15 protein-coding genes are annotated in these 19,469 nt (G+C 70.0%); 12 read left to right on the forward strand and 3 right to left on the reverse strand.

What is annotated here, in order from left to right; translation table 11 throughout:
* Nucleotides 1-105 precede the first annotated feature (105 nt).
* The 5 genes from exaC (at nt 106) to LXT23_RS44310 (ending at nt 4,296) form a co-directional block, all read left to right on the forward strand.
* Complete coding sequence (exaC, locus tag LXT23_RS44290; protein ID WP_253986558.1) at nt 106-1,626, forward strand: acetaldehyde dehydrogenase ExaC; 1,521 nt, start codon at nt 106-108, stop codon at nt 1,624-1,626.
* The gene (locus tag LXT23_RS44295; RefSeq protein WP_253986559.1) at nt 1,626-2,012 is read left to right on the forward strand and encodes a DUF779 domain-containing protein; all 387 of its coding nucleotides are present in this window, start codon (nt 1,626-1,628) and stop codon (nt 2,010-2,012) included. The genes exaC and LXT23_RS44295 overlap by 1 nt, the downstream gene beginning before the upstream one ends.
* Before the next feature lie 175 nt (nt 2,013-2,187).
* Nucleotides 2,188-2,790 carry a CAP domain-containing protein gene (locus LXT23_RS44300; RefSeq protein ID WP_253986560.1) on the forward strand — a complete coding sequence of 201 codons (603 nt, stop codon included), beginning with the start codon at nt 2,188-2,190 and terminating at the stop codon, nt 2,788-2,790.
* A gap of 56 nt (nt 2,791-2,846) precedes the next feature.
* A complete protein-coding gene (locus tag LXT23_RS44305) occupies nt 2,847-3,389 on the forward strand; it encodes a DUF350 domain-containing protein (RefSeq protein WP_253986561.1) in 543 nt (180 codons plus the stop codon).
* Nucleotides 3,390-3,408: 19 nt separating this feature from the next.
* A complete protein-coding gene (locus LXT23_RS44310) occupies nt 3,409-4,296 on the forward strand; it encodes a transglutaminase-like domain-containing protein (RefSeq protein WP_253986562.1) in 888 nt (295 codons plus the stop codon).
* Here the strand turns inward: LXT23_RS44310 and LXT23_RS44315 are convergent.
* Nucleotides 4,293-5,060 carry a tRNA(His) guanylyltransferase Thg1 family protein gene (locus LXT23_RS44315; protein ID WP_253986563.1) on the reverse strand — a complete coding sequence of 256 codons (768 nt, stop codon included), beginning with the start codon at nt 5,058-5,060 and terminating at the stop codon, nt 4,293-4,295. The two genes, LXT23_RS44310 and LXT23_RS44315, sit on opposite strands and share 4 nt — an antisense overlap.
* Nucleotides 5,047-5,520 carry an ATP-binding protein gene (locus LXT23_RS44320; RefSeq protein WP_253986564.1) on the reverse strand — a complete coding sequence of 158 codons (474 nt, stop codon included), beginning with the start codon at nt 5,518-5,520 and terminating at the stop codon, nt 5,047-5,049. The genes LXT23_RS44315 and LXT23_RS44320 overlap by 14 nt, the downstream gene beginning before the upstream one ends.
* 297 nt (nt 5,521-5,817) lie before the next feature.
* On the opposite strand from LXT23_RS44320, the gene LXT23_RS44325 reads away from it, so the two are divergent.
* Entirely contained in the window at nt 5,818-8,139 is a 2,322-nt protein-coding gene (locus LXT23_RS44325) for a S8 family serine peptidase (protein ID WP_253986565.1), read from the forward strand.
* Nucleotides 8,140-8,218: 79 nt separating this feature from the next.
* Here the strand turns inward: LXT23_RS44325 and LXT23_RS44330 are convergent, their stop codons facing one another.
* On the reverse strand, nt 8,219-9,313 hold the full coding sequence (locus LXT23_RS44330) for a DNA topoisomerase subunit B (RefSeq protein ID WP_253986566.1): 1,095 nt from the start codon (nt 9,311-9,313) through the stop codon (nt 8,219-8,221).
* Between the two features lie 77 nt (nt 9,314-9,390).
* Between LXT23_RS44330 and LXT23_RS44335 the strand changes: the two genes are divergently transcribed.
* From LXT23_RS44335 to LXT23_RS44360, 6 genes are all read left to right on the forward strand, one after another.
* Nucleotides 9,391-10,752 carry an AAA family ATPase gene (locus LXT23_RS44335; protein WP_253986567.1) on the forward strand — a complete coding sequence of 454 codons (1,362 nt, stop codon included), beginning with the start codon at nt 9,391-9,393 and terminating at the stop codon, nt 10,750-10,752.
* Nucleotides 10,752-11,351 (forward strand): hypothetical protein, encoded by a 600-nt coding sequence (locus LXT23_RS44340; RefSeq protein ID WP_253986568.1) that lies wholly within the window; start codon nt 10,752-10,754, stop codon nt 11,349-11,351. Before LXT23_RS44335 ends, LXT23_RS44340 begins: the two co-directional genes overlap by 1 nt.
* Nucleotides 11,352-11,412: 61 nt before the next feature.
* A complete protein-coding gene (locus LXT23_RS44345) occupies nt 11,413-13,326 on the forward strand; it encodes an AAA domain-containing protein (RefSeq protein WP_253986624.1) in 1,914 nt (637 codons plus the stop codon).
* A gap of 480 nt (nt 13,327-13,806) precedes the next feature.
* Nucleotides 13,807-14,667, forward strand: a complete 861-nt coding sequence (locus LXT23_RS44350) for an alpha/beta fold hydrolase (protein WP_253986569.1) — start codon at nt 13,807-13,809, stop codon at nt 14,665-14,667.
* Between the two features lie 214 nt (nt 14,668-14,881).
* Nucleotides 14,882-17,887: a choice-of-anchor D domain-containing protein gene (locus tag LXT23_RS44355; protein WP_253986570.1), complete on the forward strand. Its 3,006-nt coding sequence runs from the start codon at nt 14,882-14,884 to the stop codon at nt 17,885-17,887.
* A gap of 105 nt (nt 17,888-17,992) precedes the next feature.
* A complete protein-coding gene (locus LXT23_RS44360) occupies nt 17,993-19,417 on the forward strand; it encodes a serine/threonine protein kinase (RefSeq protein ID WP_253986571.1) in 1,425 nt (474 codons plus the stop codon).
* Nucleotides 19,418-19,469 lie beyond the last annotated feature (52 nt).

Consider the following 19,469-nt stretch of genomic DNA (forward strand, 5'->3'; position numbering starts at 1 on the left):
ACCGGGACACGACGCGCCGCGACGTCGGCGGAGTGTGCGCTGGCATGCAGGGTGCTCTGGCACGGCGGCGCATCCACCCGCAGCCCACCCCTGAAGGAGAGCACCATGGTGTACGCCGCCCCCAATCAGCCCGGCTCGAAGGTGAAGTTCAAGTCCCGCTACCAGAACTTCATCGGCGGTCGCTGGGTGGAGCCCGTGCGCGGGCAGTACTTCGAGAACATCAGCCCGGTGACGGGCAAGGCGTTCTGTGAGGTGCCGCGCTCCACCGCCGAGGACATCGACAAGGCGCTGGATGCCGCCCACGCCGCACGCGTCGCCTGGGGGAAGACCTCCACCACCGTGCGCGCCAACATCCTCAACAAGATTGCCGACCGCCTGGAGCAGAATCTCGAGATGCTCGCCGTGGCGGAGAGCTGGGACAACGGCAAGCCGGTCCGCGAGACGCTCGCCGCCGACCTGCCGCTGGCCATCGACCACTTCCGCTACTTCGCCGGCTGCATCCGCGCCCAGGAAGGCTCGGCGGGCGAGCTGGACAACGACACCATCGCCTACCACTTCCACGAGCCGCTCGGCGTCGTCGCGCAAATCATCCCCTGGAACTTCCCCATCCTGATGGCGGCGTGGAAGCTCGCCCCGGCGCTCGCGACGGGCAACTGCGTGGTGCTCAAGCCCGCGGAGCAGACGCCCGTCACCATTCTGCTCGTCGCCGAGCTCATCCAGGACCTGCTGCCGGAAGGCGTGCTCAACATCGTCAACGGCTTCGGTGTCGAGGCCGGCAAGCCCCTGGCCAGCAGCCCCCGCGTGGCCAAGGTGGCCTTCACCGGTGAGACGACCACCGGCCGGCTCATCCTCCAGTACGCCAGTGAGAACCTCATCCCCGTGACGCTGGAGCTAGGCGGCAAGAGCCCCAACATCTTCTTCGACGACGTCATGGCCCAGGACGACGATTTCCTGGACAAGGCCATGGAGGGCTTCGCGATGTTCGCCCTCAACCAGGGCGAGGTGTGCACCTGCCCCTCTCGCGCGCTGGTCAGCGAGAAGATCTACAACCCATTCATCGAGCGTGCCCTCGAGCGCGTCAAGCGCATCAAGCCCGGCAACCCGCTGGACCCGACGACGACGCTGGGCGCCCAGGCGTCGAGCGACCAGCTGGAGAAGATTCTCGGCTACTTCGACATCGGGAAGAAGGAGGGCGCCAAGGTGCTGACGGGCGGCGAGCGCGTGCAGCTCTCCGGCGACCTGAAGGACGGCTACTACGTGGCGCCCACCGTGTTCCAGGGCCAGAACCGGATGCGCATCTTCCAGGAGGAGATCTTCGGGCCCGTGGTGAGCGTGACGACGTTCAAGGACTTCGACGACGCGATGCGCATGGCCAATGACACCCTCTATGGCCTGGGTGCCGGCGTGTGGACGCGGGACATCAACACCGCCTACCGCGCGGGCCGCACCATCGAGGCCGGGCGCGTGTGGACCAACTGCTACCACCTGTACCCCGCGCACGCGGCGTTCGGCGGCTACAAGCAGTCGGGCATCGGCCGCGAGAATCACCTCAAGATGCTCAACCACTACCAGCAGACCAAGAACCTCCTGGTGAGCTACAGCCCGAAGGCCCTGGGTTTCTTCTGATGGTGGCCCGGGTGGAGGTGACGCCCGAGGCCGCGGCCGTCATCCGCCAGCTGCGCGCCTCGCACGGGCCCTTGATGTTCCACCAGTCGGGAGGCTGCTGTGACGGCAGCGCTCCCATGTGCTACCCGCAGGGCGAGTTCCGCGTGGGCCAGCGGGACGTCTTCCTGGGCGAGGTGGAGGGCTGCCCCGTCTACATCGGCGGTGCACAGTTCGAGTACTGGCAGCACACGCACCTCACCCTGGACGTGGTGCCCGGGCGCGGCGCGGGCTTCAGCCTGGAGGCGCCACTCGGAGTGCGCTTCCTCACCCGCAGCCGCGTCTTCACAGACGAGGAGTACCTGCGCATGAAGGACGAACCGCCTCCGAGGCGTGGGCCGCCCGAGTAGTGGCGGTGCCTGGGGACAATGAATTGCGGCTGCAATCGGGTGGTGTCACCGAACCACCCTGGCATCCAGGCCCCAGGCGGGTCCCTCTTCGCGTGCAGGGCGTCATGCAGGCAGGATGGAGGTGGCCGTCTCCCCCGAGGCGGCCACTTCCACCCCTCACATGACAGGAATGCACATGGCTTTCCGCCCCCTCTCGCTGCTGCTGGTTGGCGCCGCCGTCCTCGGTGGCTGCGGTGCCCCCGAGACTCCCTCCGACGAAGGCGAGGGCGCGCTCGTCCCCTCGGTGGAGACGGCCGAGCCGTCCGGCGCCGTCTCTGCCTTCGCGTACTGCGATGACGTGACGACGTGGGACCCGGCGTGGGCGAACCTGGAGGCCCAGGTGCTCACGCTCGTCAACCAGCGGCGCGCGGCCGGAGCCACCTGTGGTGGCGTGGCGAAGCCTGCCGCTCCCGCGCTGACGCTGGACACGCGGCTGCGCTGCGCGGCGCGCAAGCACTCGCGCGACATGGGGACGAACAACTTCATGGGCCACACGGGCTCGGATGGCTCCACGCCGTGGCAGCGGATGACGCTGGCCGGCTACACCTACCGGAGCGCCGCGGAGAACGTGGCGGCCGGGTACTCCACCGCGGCGGCCGTGGTGAATGGGTGGATGTCGAGCACCGGGCACTGCAACAACATCATGAACCCCGGCCTCACCCAGCTGGGCGTCGGCTACTACTACGCGCCCTCCAGCACCTACCGGCACTACTGGACGCAGGCATTCGGCAGGCCCTGAGAGTATAGAGTGCGCGGCGCGGCGGCCCTTCCGCCGCGCCCGTACCCTGCGCTCTCATGGACCTCGTCCTCCTGCTCGTCGGTCTCGTCAAGGTGGTGTTCGGCGGCCTCGTCGCCGCGCTCGGCATCTGGCTGGGGCTTCGCGGCCTCAGCCGCATCCTCGGCACCAACCCGGTGGAGGAGCTTCGCCAGGGCAACACCGCCGCCGGTGTCGTCCATGCTTCCAGCCTCATGGCGCTGGGGCTGCTGGTGCAGCACGCGGTGCAGGCGACGTCGGACGCGGTGGACCTCACCGTGCGCACCCCGCCCTTCCAGCCGCTGATGGTGGGCAAGCTGCTCGCGGTGGCGGTGCTGCACGTGGGGCTGTCGCTGGGCGTGGGCGTCGCGGTGCTCGCGCTCGGCATCCTCCTGTTCGACCGGATGACGCCCGGCATCGACGAACTGGCGGAGGTGCGCAAGGGCAACCTCGCCGCCGCGCTCATCCTCTCCGCCATCCTGCTGGTGCTCGCGCTGCTGACGGCCCCCGGGCTCCAGGCGGCGCTCAACGGCCTCATCCCCTTCCCCCAGCTCCCCGAGGGGGCGCTGCGCGCGCCGGCGTGACGTGACGGTGGGTGCGCCCATGGCCTCCTCCAGCGCCAGTCCCTGGAAGACCCTCTTCAAGCTGCTGCTCGTGGGCATCGGCCTCGCGAGCTGCTTCTGCTGTTGCGGGCTGGGCATGCTCGGGCGGCTGGCGGACCTGGACGTCCGCGCCCCGGTGCCGGGCTTCCCCAGCAGCGTGCGCGTCGTCGACGTGGGCGCCGTGCTCCTGCCGCCCGGCACGCCGCCGCAGGACGCCCGGAACTACGAGTGGCGGGTGGACGGCATCAGCCCGCCGGAGCACCACGTGGCCTATGGGCTGGGCAAGGCGCTCACCGCCGAGCTGGACGAGGGACACCAGTCCCTCGGCCGGCGGCTGCGCTACCGCTCGCTGGGCAACGAGCGCTTCACCTACCACGCGCCGGCCGGGTGCTCGGCGGACATGCGCTGCATCTACGAGGAGCTGATGCGCACCAACGAGGAGCCGGTGCGCGAGCTGGGCGACCGCTTCGTCACCTCCATCCGGGAGCGCGGACTGGACGCCTCGCAGGCCGCGAAGCTCATCCTCGGCTTCGTGCAGCGCATCCGCTACGAGCTGCCGAAGGACGAGCCCTTCGGAATCATTCCTCCGGCGCTGGTGCCCGCGCTGGACAGCGGGGACTGCGACTCCAAGGCGGTGCTGGCGGTGATGCTGCTGCGCCAGGCCGGCATCGACGCGGTGATTCTCTACTCGGACCCGCTGGCGCACGCGGCGGTGGGCGTGGGGCTGCCCGGCGGCACCGGCACGCGGCTGAAGCATGGCGGGCGCAGCTACCAGTACGGGGAAGTCACGGCCGAGGGCTGGCCGCTGGGGATGATTCCTCCCCAGTACGACAAGCCCCGGCTGTGGAAGGTGCTGCCGCTGTCCGCGAGGACGGGCACCGCGGGTTAGGCGGGGGCCGGGGGTGACGCGGCGAGCACGCCGCGCAGGTAGTCCTCGTACGCCTCCTTCATCGGCAACTCCGCGTCCACCTTGAGCCGCCGGCGCGAGGCCTGGGTGCGCTGGCCGCTGCGCGGGTCCACGCCCTCTTTCAGGTAGTGCTCCCAGAAGACGGCGCTGCCGCGCCGCTGCCAGAGCGGCACCTCGTTGAAGTTGATGCCGCGCTGGAAGAGCAGCTCGTTCTTGAAGCCCACGTTGCGGCCATCCAGCTCGCGCGTGGCCTGGGTCGCCGTCTTCCCCTCCTTGCGCAGCGTCCAGTAGCACCAGCCATGCAGCGCGCACCGGCTGCCGTCCGCCTGTCGCCAGAGGAAGTAGTCCAGCACGGCGCGCTCGTTCGTCCCCAGCCACGCGCGGCCGTCGAACATGGCGGGCACGCCCGCGGCGTGCGTGAAGGTCGCGCTCGCCAGGCCCGCGGACAGTGAGACGAGCTTCTCCATGGAGCGGTCGAACAGCGACCAGTCCGGTGGGAAGAGGACGGAGATTTCGTCGCTCTGCGTGTACGCGTACACGCCCTGGAGGTCCTCCAGCAGCGCGCTGGCGGTGCGCACCATCACCTGGTGGAAGGCCGCATCGAAGGGCTTCTCGAAGCGCTCCTCGGTGAAGCGCGAGAAGCCGCGGCCATCCACGCGCAGCACCGTCCACGCCCCCGGCAGCAGGCGCAGGCCGTGGAACACCTCACCCTGTCGCATGCGGGTCGCCAGCTCATCCGGTTCCATTGCTCTCCTCTTTCCAGTCCTCGACCCGGAAGACGCCTTCCGGGGTCAACGTCACGTGGTACAGGGCATCGAAGCCCTCGGCGGCGCTCGGCCGCCGCAGCTGCTTCACGGTGGCGAACAGCGCCACCTCCGGCACCCGCGCCCGGCCCTGCCGCTGCTCGTTGCGCGCGAGGCACTGCTTCAGGTCCGAGGCGAAGTAGTAGCCGACGACGCGTGCGCCATGCTCCCGCCCCAGGGCGATGAGGGGCGCGCGCACGTCGGGCGACGGGTTGGTGTTGTCCACCACCACCGAGCGTCCCGCCGCGAGCGCCTCGGAGATGTACCGCTGCTGCCGCGCCTCCCTCCGGCGCGCGTGGGGCCACAGGTCCTTGCTCACCAGCGCGTGCGTGTCCGTGAAGCGCTGCTTGAAGAAGCTGCTCTTCCCGGAGCCCTGCAGACCGATGAACACGACCAGTTCCATGGTGAGCCCTTCCGGACGCCGCGCCACGCACGCGCCTGACGCACTGCTCCTTCAGTAGGACTGGCCGTTTCGCACGTCATCGCTCCGCCCGCGCGCACCTCGCGAGCCCCTGAAGGGCAGCGGGCCAACCTGGCGTGACAGGCCCGCGTGACACCCGAGCGCACCACACGGGTCCGCACCGCGGCCCGACCTCCTGCGTGCGTTGACACATCGGGAATGCCGGCATTATCTATTCATTCTTGTTTTGCCGGTTTTCTAGAGCTGTCGTACCTCGCCCGCAGCAAAGGAGACACCGAGATGAAGACTCCCTTCGCATCGTATGCCGACCGCTGGCGCCCGCTTTCCGTCCTGGCCCTGGGCTGGGGCCTGGTCCTTCCGCTGCCGTCGCTCGCGGCGTCGCAGCCGGACGCCCGTCCCGGCGTGGCGAGTCCGGCCTCCGCGCTGGCGCCCGCGCGCGTCGTCGAGGCCACGGAGGCGGAAGGCGCCCGCCTCGTCGGAGGCTTCGAGGGCGGAGCCGGCCGCTTCGCGCTCGTCACCGGCGCCGGGCTCGTCTTCCACCGCACGGACGGCGCGGTGCGCGGGCTGCGCACGGTGGACGTGCCCTCCACGGCGGTGCAGCTGCACACGTGGGAGGAGCTGGGCGCGGACGGCGCGCGCCAGGACTTCTTCGCCTACAGCCGGGGCGGCGTGGAGCTGATGGGCCGCGTGCAGGCGACCACGTACCAGGTGGAGCTGGAGCACGTGCGGTTCGACCCGGTGCGCGGCGCGAGGCCGCTGGTGACGGGCCTGCTGTCCGCGGACCCGGACAACACGCTGCAGCTGGTGCAGTTCCAGGGCACGCCGCTGCCGGAGTTCCGCTCGGAGATTGAGGCCGCGGGCGGCAAGGTGCTGCGCTTCCTGACGGACCACACCTTCCTCGTGGAGATGAGCCCGGATACCCAGAAGCGCGTGGGCGAGCTGCCCTACGTGCGCTGGGTGGGCCCGTACCACCCGGAGTACCGCGTGGAGGCGCCGCTGCGCGAGGCCATGCTCGGCCGCACGGCACGGCTGGAGCGGCAGCGCTACTCCATCATGGTGGGAGAGCACGGCGCGAAGCGGCAGGAGGAGGTCGCCGAGCTGGTCCGCAAGCTGGGCGGCACCGTGGAGCTGGTGGAGCCGGGCGGCTGGCGCGTGGAGGCGTCCCTCAACCAGGCCCAGCTGGAGAAGCTGGTGCGCTCCAACGCGGTGCAGTTCATCGACCGGTGGGGCGGGCCCGGTGAGGTGGACGTGAACAACGTCCGCATCGTGGGCGGTGCGAACCACCTGGAGACCGTGAAGGGCTGGACGGGCCAGGGCGTGCGCGGGGAGATCTTCGACACCGAGCTGCGCACCACGCACCAGGAGTGGGCCACCCCGCCCATCATCCACAGCACGTCGACCGCCGGCAGTGCTCACGGCACGTCCTGCTACAGCATCAACTTCGCCCGGGGCGTGGACCCGGCCGCGCGCGGCATCCTGCCGTCCGGGCAGGGCATCTTCTTCCTCTACAGCGAGTCCACGCAGTTCGGCGGCACCAAGTCGCGCTACACCATCAACCAGGAGCTCATCAACCCCGCGGGCCCGTACCGCGCGGTGTTCCAGACGTCGAGCGTGGGCAGCGCGCTGGGCACCACGTACACCACCATCTCCGCCGAGGTGGACGACTACTTGCTGAAGCACCCCATCCTCAGCACGCAGTCGCAGAGCAACTCCGGCACGCGGAACTCGCGCCCGCAGGCGTGGGCGAAGAACATCGTCTCCGTGGGTGGCATGTACCACTTCGACAATGCCGTCCGCACGGATGACCGGTGGAACGGGGGCGCCAGCATCGGCCCGGCGGCGGACGGCCGCATCAAGCCGGATCTGTCGTACTACTACGACGCCATCCGCTCGGCCAGCAATGCGAGCAACACGTCCTACACCAACTTCGGTGGCACCAGCGCGGCGACGCCGGAGACGGCGGGCCACTTCGGCCTGCTGTTCCAGATGTGGCACAACGGCGTGTGGGCCGGCTTCGGCGGCGGCGCGGACGTCTTCGCCAGCCGGCCGCAGATGGCCACGGCGAAGGCGCTGATGATCAACATGGCGCACCGCTACAACTGGCTGGCGGGCGGCAGCAATGCCGACCTGGACCGCAACAAGCAGGGCTGGGGCACGGCGGACGTGAAGCGCCTGCTGGACCGCGCGGCGGTGACGAGCATCGTCAACGAGACGGACGTGCTCACCCCGCTGGCGACGAAGACGTACAACGTCGCCGTGGCCACCGGGCAGACGGAGCTGAACGTCACCATGGTCTACAACGACCCCGCGGGCACGGTGGGCGCCGCCCGGGCGCGCATCAATGACTTGTCGCTGCGGGTGACGTCGCCCTCGGGCGTCGTGTACTGGGGCAACAACGGCCTGACGGCGGGCAACGTCTCCACGGCCGGTGGCGTGTCCAACAAGGTCGACACGGTGGAGAACGTCTTCCTGGCGAACCCGGCGGCGGGCACCTGGAAGGTGGAGGTGCTGGCGGACGAGCTCGTCCAGGACGCGCGCCTGGAGACGACGGCGATTGACGCCGACTACGGCCTCGTCGTGAGCGGCGGCAAGTTCCTGTAGTCGTCACCGTGGCTGGCGTGGGCCGGTGCTTCCCTCCGTGGAGCGCCGGCCCCGCCGTTTCCGGCGTACGCGCCCGCGCTCAGGGAGATGCGCGCCGTCGCGGCACCCTCCCCTGCTCCAGCAGCCAGGGCGTTAGTGGATGCTCGCGGAGAGCCTCTACGAGCACGGGGCGGAGCAGCCTCCGCACGGCCCACTTCAGGCCCTCGGTGGCGAGCAGGTCCTTGGTAGGCCCCTTGAAGGACATGCGCTCCTCGGGACCGTCCGCGGAAATGATGGCCATCAACCCGCGCTCCAACCGGGGCCGGGAGAAGACGGGGACCCGCTCTCCCGAGAGTTCTGAGAGCGCGCCTCGGAGTGCCAGGAAGACCCCGTCCACGTGCACCCCCTGCCGACGCGTCCGCACCGTGTTTGCGTAGGACCACACGCTCCCGTCCACTTCGCACCACTGGAGCGTGCACCGGACCCGAAGCCCCTCCCACTGAACGTCGAAGGACAGCGGCTCGGGATGGACGCGCGGCAGGCCCTGGATGCGCTCCTCGAGCCACTGGGTGAGGCCTCGCGGGTAGTACAGCAGGGCGTGCTGGCCCGTTCGATGGTCCGTGAAGCGGGCGCGAAGCCCGGGTGCGAGGGTCGTCAGTTCCTGGCAGCGGCGGGAGAGCATCTCGGTGTCGAAGGCGGGCTTGTCGAAGATGGTGGCATCGGGGACGACGCGGATGCGCATCCCCCGCGAGGCCTCGATGGGCAGCGGTTCCGCGGGCGTCACCTCCTGGGGCTCGTCCACGGGACGCCCCTGTTCTCCGAGCAGGCACCACTGACGCCCCTCGCTCCACAGGTCCACCTGGTAGCGGGACGAAAGCGCGAGGGCGACGGGAACGCTGTTGCTCCAGCCCCAATCGTAGGTCTCCGGCTGCATGTAGAAGGCATGTCCCACCGCCATACCGACCAACTCCCCTGGAGGCACGATGCGACTGGTGGAGAAGAGGGAGATGGAACCGTCCACACCGGCCTCCAGCGAGAAGTCGCCGCACTCCCCTCGTCGGGCCTCCGAGAAGACCGCGTCCAGGAGGAAGTAGACGAGGTGGTGGAGGCCGTAGACACCCGTGTCGCCGACGTACATGCCCGGCCGCTTGCGCACGGCCTCGATGATGCCTGCCGGGCTGTTGGTTCCCGTCACGTGTGTTCCCCCTCTGGGCGGCCCGCCGTCCCATCCGCCCGAGCTTCGTTGTACGACCGCAGGAGGCGCGACGTACCATGGCGGCTGGTGTAATAAGGGAGGCGCAAGCTGTCTTTCTCTCCAAGCCACGCCACGCCCCCATGCCGATCACCGAACTCCGCATTGAAGGGCTCCGCACCATCGAGAAGCTGCGCCTCAGGCTCGACGGACTCACGGTCCTCATTGGCGAAAACGGGAGCGGCAAGAGCAGCATCATCGAGGCCTGCGAGCTCCTTCGCAGAGCCACGAGTGAGCGGTTCCTGGACGAACTCTACAGTATTCATGGAGGACTGCCGGGGCTCCTCCGTCAGGGCGCTCCTCATCTGAGGCTGGGCGTGACGCTGGGCCCGAGTTCATGGCGTGGACATCGCTATTCGTCTGTCGACTACGATCTCACGCTCTCGCCTGCTGGTTCATTCGCCAGCCTGCAAGAAGAGGTCAGCTACAAACCTCGCAAGGCCTCGAGCGCTCGGACTGGGGCCGCACAGCGCTCTTCCCATGGCTCAAAGCGCAGTACCGGGAGCAAGCCATCAGTGCTGGCGGTACGGCGCCAAGTCGACGTCTACGAACTCTACGAGGGTGACAGCGGCACAGTTGACAGTGGTGACATCCCCATCGACAAGACGCTCCTGTCCCAGACGGAGCTATACAGCCCAGACTCGACAGGCGACGATGCCGTCAAGGTCGTGACGGCGGCACTGAGGGAGATTCACGTCCATCTGCCGTTCGAGGTCACACCGGCATGGGCAGCCCGCGCGCTCGACCGCAAGTCCGCGATGCGCATCCCCTCTCCGCTTGCACCTGCGGGCCGGCTCGAAAAGCTGGGCATCAACCTGGCCAATGCGTTCCATGCACTAAAGAACAACTACAGCCAGGAGGAATGGCAACGGACGCTTGGCTACCTCCGGCTAGGCCTGGGTGAGGACATTGAAGATGTAGCCACCCTGGCCGACCCGGGCGGAGGCAGCATCAGCTTGTCGCTCAAGCTGAAGAACCTCGACCGCCAGATTCCCGCCTCCCAGCTCTCGGACGGAATGCTGTCCTACCTGGCCTACGTGGCGCTCTTCCGACTGCGCGCGACACCTCCCGCGCTCGTCGCGCTCGATGAGCCCGATCTACACCTGCACCCACGCCTGCTCATGCGCGTGCTGGACATGTTCGAGGCCATGGCCCGTGACTTCCCCGTGCTGGTGGCGACCCACTCGGATCGATTGCTGGACGGGCTGTCCGACCCCGCTCGCGCCGTCGTCCTCTGTGAACTGGACGAGAACCGGGCCACCCGGTTGTACCGGCCCGACCCGAACGCGCTCTCGAAGTGGCTCGAGCGCTACCGGGGCCTGGGCGACATCCGCGGCGCGGGCCATGAGGCCTCCGTGCTCACTCGTAAGGAGCGAGCCTGATGCAGCGCGTGTGCGTGCTCTACGAGGACCAGCGCGGCCCGCGCCAGGGCTTCGGCCTGCATGCGCTCGTGAAGGCCTGCGTGGCCGATGGGCTCGCCAGCCAGGAGCGGCACTTCATCGAGGCAGCACTCAGGGACTACCGTCCCCTGAAGGGCTACGCCAACGTACTGAAGGCGTGCCGCGAGGAACTGGAAGACATCGCACCGGATGGGCGTCCGGTCATCGCGGTCTTTGACAACGACAAGATCCGCCACCTGCTCAAGCTCGCGAAGACCGCACCTGACGAGCGCGTGGAGCAGGAGATTCGTAAAGGCAGCCCACCGTCGGGCCGGCTCTCCATCGTCCTGCTCAAGCAGAACATGGAGAGCGTCCTCACTGCGGCCCACGCCTGCTACCCGAGCATCGATCCGAAGCGCATCGAGCTCGCCACGGTGAAGAAGGACCTCCTGGAACGAGACGCCATCCTCTCCAGCGTGACCAGCGAGCAGCTCCGCGCCGTCCGCGACTGCATCCTCCAGCAGCTCCCCTCCTTCCGCGCTCTCGTGGACCTGCTGTGCCGCCACCTCCAGGCATCATCCCGGACAAAGAAGAAGCGTTAGCCCGCGACACGGCCCTTCCGTGACGCTGGCCGCCGCGCCGGCCTGGTGGCATGACGTGCCCATGGCCCGTGACGTGTCCTTCTTCGACCAGCTCGGCTCGCTCCTCACCCGGGAGCGCGAGGCCGAGAAAGCCCGCCTGGCCGCCCTCGCCGAGTCCCTCTCCCTGCAGGAGCGCGAGGAGCACGGGCTGTCCGTCCTCGACCTCGAGTCGCTCGAGGAGGAGGTCGGCCTCGGCGGCCGCTTCCTCGTCACCCTGGGCCGCACCGACAGGCGCCCCCTGCCCACCCGCCTGCACAACGGCGACCTCGTGGCCGTCCTGCCCCGCCGCGCCGAGGTGAAGGAGCCCGCCCGCGCCCTCGTCTCGCGCGCCACCGCCACCCGCATCCAGCTTGCCTTCGACAAGTCCCCGCCGCCCTACGTGCACGAGGGCCTGCTCCGCCTCGACGTCGTCCCCAACGACGTCACCTACGACAGGCTGCGCGCCGGCCTCCAGCGCATCAAGGCCCTGGACAAGGGCGCCGAGCGCCACAAGCGCGAGGTCGTCCTGGGCAACGAGCCCCCCCGCTTCGACACGCCCCGCGACTTCGAGCCCACCCGCCCCCTCAACCCCGAGCAGCAGGACGCCACCGCCCGCGCCCTGGCCGCCGAGGACTTCTTCCTCGTCCACGGCCCCCCGGGCACCGGCAAGTCCACCGTGCTCGCCGAGGTCGCCGCCCAGGCCGTGGCCCGCGGGCAGCGCCTGCTGTGCACCGCCGCCAGCAACGCCGCCGTGGACCACCTGCTGGACCTCTGCCTGGACAAGGGCCTGCGCGCCATCCGCGTGGGCCACCCGGCCCGCGTCGCCCCGCGCCTCCAGGAGCACACCCTGGACATCGTCGTGGAGGACCACCCGGACCGCGTTGTCTCCCGAGACCTCTTCGACGAGGCGTACTCCCTGCTCGGCTACGCGCGCCGCCAGCGCACCCAGGGGCGCAGCCGCGAGCGCTTCGCCAATGCCCGCGCCTCCACCACCGAGGCCAAGAGCATGCTCGACGAGGCCCGCGCCCTGGAGAGGAAGGCCGTGCGCGCCGTACTCGCCCGCGCCGACGTCGTCTGCGTCACCCTCGCCAGCCTCGACACCGGCGTGCTCTCCAACGAGAAGTTCGACCTGGCCCTGCTCGACGAGGCCACCCAGGCCACCGAGCCCCTCACGCTGCTCGGCTTCCTTCGCGCGCCCAGGGTCATCCTCGCCGGAGACCCGCAGCAGCTGCCGCCCACCGTCCTCTCCCAGGAGGCCGCGAAGGCCGGCCTCGGCGTGAGCCTCTTCGAGCGGCTGCTCAAGGACCACGGCGAGGGCGTCAAGCGCATGCTGCGCGAGCAGTACCGGATGAACGCGCGCATCATGGACTTCCCCTCGCGCGAGATGTACGGCGGCGAGCTGCGCGCCCACCCCTCCGTGGCGGACCGCACGCTGGCGGACGTCCTCACGCCCGGCGCCGAGGTGGACGCCCCGCCCGTCCTCTTCCTCGACACCGCCGGCAAGGGCTTCGAGGAGGAGGTGGAGCCCACCACCAAGAGCCTCTTCAACGCGGGCGAGGCGGAGCTCGTCGAGGCCCGCGTGCGCGCCCTGCTCGCCGCCGGCCTGGCCCCGCGCGAGCTGGCCGTGATTACGCCCTACAGCGCCCAGGCCCACCGGCTCCGCGAGCGCGTGGAGGCCCTCCACCCCGACGTCGAGGTTGACACGGTGGACGCCTTCCAGGGCCGCGAGAAGGACGCCGTCCTCGTCTCCCTCACCCGCTCCAATGGGGAGGGGCAGCTGGGCTTCCTCAACGACTTGCGCCGCATCAACGTCGCCATCACCCGCGCGCGCCGGCACCTCTTCGTCGTGGGCGACTCCGCCACCCTCAGCGGCCACCCCTTCTACGCGCGCTTCATCGAAGGCACCCAGGCCACCGACGGCTACCGCTCCGCCTGGGAGTGGCCAGACGTGCCCTAGAAGGCAATCCGTCCCAGGCCGGGGTCGATTCCGACCCTCACTGGGGTACTACGCAAGGAATGGCAGCCCGGGCTCCAAAAATTGTCGCAACGCTGCACAGTTTTTGTCACCCCGCCCGACAGCTGTGGGGTGCGGCGCCGGGATTCCGCGTATTTGGCGCAAGGCCTGTGTGAGGCATGAAACATGCTTCCACCCCACGGTGGGGAGGAACCGCCAAATGTCTCAGCGACCCAGTGTGACGAAAGAGGACGATGTCTGGGTTCTCCGGATCGAAAAGGAGAACGGGAAGATGCAGGAGTACCGCTGCGCCACGGAGAACCAGGCGAAGCAGCTGGCGATGATTCTCTCCAGGCCGGACACGGGCGGCCCGCCGCGCGCGCCGGCCGAGTCTCGCTGAAGACCCCGCCACCTCCCCGCCGGCCACACCTGGCGGTTCTCACTCGGGCTCGAAACGGCTAAGGCACGGGACAGGAGACGCCCGTGCCCCACCCCATCGAGTCGCTCACCGTCGACGCCCAGGGCCTGCCCCTGCACGTGCGCCAGCGCAACCCCGCGGGCGCGCCGGCCGTCCTGTTCCTCCACGGCTGGCTGGACCACTCGCACAGCTTCGACGCTGTCCTGCCGCACCTGCCCGACGCGTGGCGCCTGGCGCTGCTGGACTTCCGGGGCATGGGGCGCAGCGGCCACGTGGGCCCCGGCGGCACCTACCACTTCAGCGACTACGTGCTGGACGTGGAGTGCGCGCTGGACGGGCTGGGCCTGGACGCGGTGCACCTGGTGGGGCACTCGCTGGGCGGCATCGTCTGCCTGGCCTACGCCGCCGCGCGCCCCAAGCGCGTGAAGAGCGTGTTCCTCATCGAAAGCCTGGGCCCTTCCGGAGGCACGCCGGGCGCGTCGCTGGACCGGCTGCGCGGCTTCCTGGACGACGTCCACCGGCCCCCCAACCGCAAGCGCTACGCCAGCGTGGAGGACGCCGCCGCGCGCCTGCGCGAGAACAACCCGTCCCTGCCGGAGCCGGCCGCGCTGCACCTGGCCCGCCATGGCACCGAGCCCTTCGAGGGCGGCGTGGCCTTCACGTTTGATCCACGACACCGCCGCCGCTTCGGCCAGGCCTATGACGAGGCGCAGTGGCGGGCGCTCCAGGCCGGCGTCACCTGCCCCGTGCAGCTGCTGCGCGCCACCGACGGCCTCGCGCCGGACGAGGCCCTGCTGCGCGGCCGGCTGGAGGCCCTTCCCACGCTCGTCCCGCCGCCGCTCGTCATCCCCGGGGGCCACCACGTCCACCTGGAGCAGCCGGAAGCTGTCGCCCAGGCCGTCTCCGCCTTCATCCGCGGACCCTGAACACCCTCCAAAAAGGTCGGGAAAACTCTTTCACCCTCCAGGGCAAGAGAGTTCCTTCCTCCCGTCACGCCCGGCGCGCGCTCCCCCAACCCCCTGATTTCACGAGCCCCTCCAGGCCCGGACGGGTTGGTACGCGAATTGATTACGGAGGGCGCGGTGGATCACGCACCAGACCCTGTTGGGTGCGTGTGGGGAGAAGGGTGGGGAGCGGAAGATGAGGATGGGGCTGAAGGGGCGTGTGTTCGCGCTGGCGTTGCTCGCCACCACCGGGGTGGCATGCCACGAGGGGGATGAGACCCGCGCGGTGCAGGCAACGGCCGTGCTGGACGTTGACGTGCTCGACTTCGGCGAGGTGCCGGTGGGCGAGTGGCGGGAGAAGCAGGTGCGCATCCGGAACGTCGGGTACGTGCCCTTCTTCGCGCTCGACGCACTGGGACTCGCTGGCAACCCCTCCTATCAGGTGGAGCTCGGGGAGGGCGGTGGACGGGTGATGCCGGGTGAGTCCCACCTGGTGCACGTGCGGTTCCACCCGCTGAGGGAAGGGCTGACCGAGGAGACGGTCAGCGTGACGACGGACGCCAACCAGGGCGCGCAGGCCCAGGTGCGGGCGATGGGCCTTGGGACGCCCACGCCAATCGGCGTGTACCCGCCGCTCTTGGACTACGAGACGCTCGAGGTGGACAGCGAGCGCACGCTGGAAGTGACGGTGACCAACCCGGTGGACCTGCCGCTGACGCTGGCGGTGAGGGGCGACAGCCCGGACCCGTTCACTCCGGACACCATCACCATTCCGCCGAACGCGTCGGCGAAGGTGAGCACGAAGTACCTGCCCCGGGGCCTGGGGGCCATGGGCGCGCGCCTGGAGGTCCGCTCGTGCGAGGACTGCACGCCCTCGGTGGTGGACCTGAAGGGCAACTCGGTGGCCAACGCCTTCGCGTTCGACCCGGCGCCGGTGCCGTTCGACCAGATTCCGGTGCACGAGCGCACGGAGTCGTACACCCGCGCGCGCAACATCACCTGGCGCCCGGTGAGCATCTCCAAGCTCGTCACCAGTGACAGGGCCTTCGTGCCGCTCTCCAAGCCGGAGGGCACCACGGTGCAGCCGGGCGAGACGGTGGAGATGAAGATGGAGTTCGCCGCCCGCTTCTCGGGCCCGAACGTGGGCGACCTCACCGTGCACTACACGTCCGACAAGGCGCGGCAGTCGCAGGTGATTCTGGACGCGCGCGGCGGCCGGCCCACGCTGGCGGTGACGCCCGTAGCGCTGGACTTCGGCGAGCTGCCGGTGGGCGGCAAGGTGGAGAAGGTCATCCGCATCACCAACGCGGGCAGCAACGGCAACCTGACCTTCACCGGCGTGCGCGCGGACGGCGCCAGCGCCCAGTTCAGCGTGGACGTGCCCACCCGCGGCACCCAGCGCTACGCGTGGAGCGGCGGCACCTGGCCCACGCTGGACTCGCCCGGGCTGACCATTGCCCCCGGCAACGACGCGCTGGAGCTGAAGGTCTACTTCGAGCCCAAGTCGGAGGGCGTCTGGACGGCGACGCTGAACGTGCGCTCGGACGACATGTTCAGCCCGGAGCGGCAGATTGTCCTCACCGGCCGGGCGCGCGCCAGCGGCCCCTGCGTGTACGAGCTGCTGCCGCAGCCGGCGATGGACTTCGGCAACGTGGTGCCGGGGCGCGGCGCGGTGCTGGGCTTCTACTTCCGCAACCCGGGCCGCGCCGAGTGCGCGGTGAAGGACATCCACATCTCCAATGACGGCGGGGGCGCCTTCTTCATGCCGGGCGGCCGGCTGACGGGCGGCGTGGTCGTCTACGACACGGCCTTCAGCGCCATGGTGGCCTTCCGGCCTCCGGCGGAGGGCACCTTCACGGGCGAGCTGCGGATGACGGTGAACAACCCGGCCTACCCCACGGTGACGCTGCCCCTGAAGGGCGTGTCGCGGGCGAGCTGCCTGGTGGCCACGCCGGCCTTCGTGGACTTCGGGCCCATCCGCTACGACTGCGCCGCGGCGCCGCGCACGACGTACGTGGCCAACCGGTGCAGCGAGCCGATTACCGTGTCCGACGTGTCGCTGGGCAACGGCACCAGCCGCCAGTTCTCCGTGCAGAACCCCGTCGCGCTGCCCCGCGTCCTGGGGCCGGGCGAGGGCTTCGAGCTGGAGGTGAACTACGCGCGCAACGTGCTGGGGCAGCACTTCACCCCGCTGTACGTGCGTGCCGACAGCGAGCCCGAGCCGTTCCTCATCGCCCTGCAGGGTGAGACGAACCACGAGGGCATCCAGGTGGACCGCTACACGCAGGGCACCGACAGCCAGCTGGACGTGCTCTTCGTGGTGTCCAACACGACGACGATGTCGCCGTACCAGGAGCGGCTGAGGGCGGCCATTCCCTCCTGGCTGCAGCACGCGAAGGACCGGGGCGTGGACGTGCGCGTCGGTGTCACCAGCACGGGTCTGGTGGCGCGCGGGGCGCAGTGCGGCGGCGGGGCCAACGGCGGCGAGGCCGGGCGCCTGTTCCCGGTGGACGGCAGCAACCCGCGCGTGGTGTCCGGCAACAGCGCCACCGCGGCGGTCGACATCCAGGACAACCTGGGAGTGGGCATGTGCCACAACCTGGTGCAGGGCCTGGAGACGATGCGCCAGGCGCTGTCCGCGCCGCTGTCCGAGCAGGCGGACGACCCGCGCACCGCGCAGACGAACGACGGCAACGCGGGCTTCACCCGCGCGGCGGCCCGGATGGCGGTGGTGGTGCTGGCGGACGAGGACGACAACTCCGGCTTCAGCCCGGACAGCTACATCCAGTTCCTCCAGACGCTGAAGGGCACGGGCATGTCCCACCGCAGCCAGCTCTACGCGCTGGTGCCCACGGACAACCGCTGCTCCACCGCGGGCGACGAGGCGGACCGCTTCGTCTCCGTGGCGACGGGCACGGGCGGCAAGGTGGCCTCCATCTGCGACTCGGACTACCGCCCGCTGCTGGAGTCGGTCATCCAGCGCGCCGGTGACTTGCAGGCGGACTTCCCGCTCACCGCGGCGCCCACCGGCACCACGGAGATGACGGTGCGCGTGCAGGGGCAGGCGGTGCCGGCGACCCGGTGGACGTATGACGCGGGCAGCAACTCCGTGGTCTTCAACACGGACGCGGTGCCCACGCCCGGCCAGGCCGTGGAGGTGCGCTACCGCAGCGTGTGCCGCGTGCCGCCGACCGCGCCGTAGAGGATTCACGGACCCGGGGGTTGACAGGGGAGTCCGGGCGGCGCGGGAAATGACGCGCCGCGGGCTTCCTCCCCCGGGCCCGGCGCGGCTATCGTGGCGGCCGTCGTGGAAACGTTCGGCCGCTATGAGCTCCTCCGGAGAATCGCCGTTGGCGGCATGGGGGCCGTCTACCTCGCCCGTCAGAAGGGCCCGGTGGGCTTCCAGAAGCTGCTGGTGCTCAAGCGGCTCCTGCCGCACCTGTCCGAGGACAGCGAGTTCATCGAGATGTTCCTCGACGAGGGGCGCATCGCCGCGCACCTCAACCACCCCAACATCGCGCAGATCTACGACCTGGGCGACGTGGACGGGCAGTACTTCATCGCCATGGAGTACGTGCACGGCGAGGCGGTGGGGCCGCTGGGCCAGCGGGCGCAGCAGCGCAAGGTGACCATCCCCCTGGGGCTCAAGTGCCGCATCATCGCGGACGCGGCTGCGGGGCTGGACGCGGCGCACAACGCGCGCAGCCCTTCCGGACGCAAGCTGGCGCTGATCCACCGCGACGTGTCGCCGCAGAACGTGCTGGTGGGCTTCAACGGCGGTGTGAAGCTCATCGACTTCGGGGTGGCGAAGGCGTCCGGGAAGCTGTCCCAGACGATGGTGGGTACCATCAAGGGCAAGCACGCGTACATGTCCCCGGAGCAGGCGCGGGGCGAGCCGCTGGACCACCGCTCGGACGTGTTCGGCCTGGGGACGGTGTTCTACGAGCTGCTGACGCAGACGCGCCTGTTCAAGCGCGACACGGAGTTCGCCACGCTCAAGGCGGTGGTGGGGGCGAAGATTCCTCCGCCGTCGGAGGTGGTGCCGGACATTCCGAAGGCGCTGGACGCGATTGTGTTCAAGGCGCTGGCGCGCAAGCGCGACGAGCGCTTCTCCTCCGCCGGAGAGGTCCAGCTGGCGCTGGAGGAGTTCCTCATGCAGCAGAAGCTGCACTCCACGCCCGCGCACCTGGCCGCGTTCATGCGTGACTTGTACGCGGAGGAACTGGAGGAGGAGCGCTTCGCCGCCGAGCCCACCGTCATCCACTACGACCCGCGGCTGGCGGCGAAGCTGGCAGCGGCGGCGCCCCCTGCGGAGTCGAAGCCGGCACGGCCGAGCGGTGGCTCCTCGGCGGCGGCGGCGCCCGTGAAGGGTGGCGGGTCGACTCCGTCGGCGGCGCCTGTGAAGGGCGGTGGCTCGTCGGCCTCGGCAGCGCCTGTGAAGGGCGGTAGCTCTTCGGCCTCGGCTTCGCCCGTGAAGGGCGGCTCGTCGGCCTCGGCTTCGCCCGTGGGTGCTGCTCACGGCAAGGGCGGTGGCTCGTCGGCCTCGGCGGCTCCAGTGTCTTCCGCGCAGGGCAAGGGCCAGGGTGCCGGCCCCGGCAAGGCTCCGACGCTGGCGGCTCCCGCCGCGAAGCCCGCTTCAGCGAAGCCCGCGAGGACGGCGCCCGCGGATGCCCCTGCCCCGAGGCGCGCACCTCCCCGGAGCAGTGGCGGCCACGGGGATGACGAGCGGTAGCGCCAGCCGTCCCGCGTCTCTCGCGCAAACCGTCTATCGATAGGGTGACTCC

It is taken from the genome of Pyxidicoccus xibeiensis (assembly GCF_024198175.1).
GTDB classification, from domain to species: Bacteria; Myxococcota; Myxococcia; order Myxococcales; family Myxococcaceae; genus Myxococcus; species Myxococcus xibeiensis.

Bases quoted from the DNA above. Each gene is read 5' to 3' on its own strand.
- LXT23_RS44300 (WP_253986560.1), top strand. From the start codon at position 2,188: ATGGCTTTCCGCCCCCTCTCGCTGCTGCTGGTTGGCGCCGCCGTCCTC.
- LXT23_RS44325 (WP_253986565.1), top strand. From the start codon at position 5,818: ATGAAGACTCCCTTCGCATCGTATGCCGACCGCTGGCGCCCGCTTTCC.
- LXT23_RS44320 (WP_253986564.1), bottom strand. From the start codon at position 5,520: ATGGAACTGGTCGTGTTCATCGGTCTGCAGGGCTCCGGGAAGAGCAGC.
- LXT23_RS44345 (WP_253986624.1), top strand. From the start codon at position 11,413: ATGGCCCGTGACGTGTCCTTCTTCGACCAGCTCGGCTCGCTCCTCACC.
- exaC (WP_253986558.1), top strand. From the start codon at position 106: ATGGTGTACGCCGCCCCCAATCAGCCCGGCTCGAAGGTGAAGTTCAAG.
- LXT23_RS44355 (WP_253986570.1), top strand. From the start codon at position 14,882: ATGAGGATGGGGCTGAAGGGGCGTGTGTTCGCGCTGGCGTTGCTCGCC.
- LXT23_RS44315 (WP_253986563.1), bottom strand. From the start codon at position 5,060: ATGGAACCGGATGAGCTGGCGACCCGCATGCGACAGGGTGAGGTGTTC.
- LXT23_RS44305 (WP_253986561.1), top strand. From the start codon at position 2,847: ATGGACCTCGTCCTCCTGCTCGTCGGTCTCGTCAAGGTGGTGTTCGGC.
- LXT23_RS44310 (WP_253986562.1), top strand. From the start codon at position 3,409: ATGGCCTCCTCCAGCGCCAGTCCCTGGAAGACCCTCTTCAAGCTGCTG.
- LXT23_RS44295 (WP_253986559.1), top strand. From the start codon at position 1,626: ATGGTGGCCCGGGTGGAGGTGACGCCCGAGGCCGCGGCCGTCATCCGC.
- LXT23_RS44340 (WP_253986568.1), top strand. From the start codon at position 10,752: ATGCAGCGCGTGTGCGTGCTCTACGAGGACCAGCGCGGCCCGCGCCAG.
- LXT23_RS44335 (WP_253986567.1), top strand. From the start codon at position 9,391: ATGGCGGCTGGTGTAATAAGGGAGGCGCAAGCTGTCTTTCTCTCCAAG.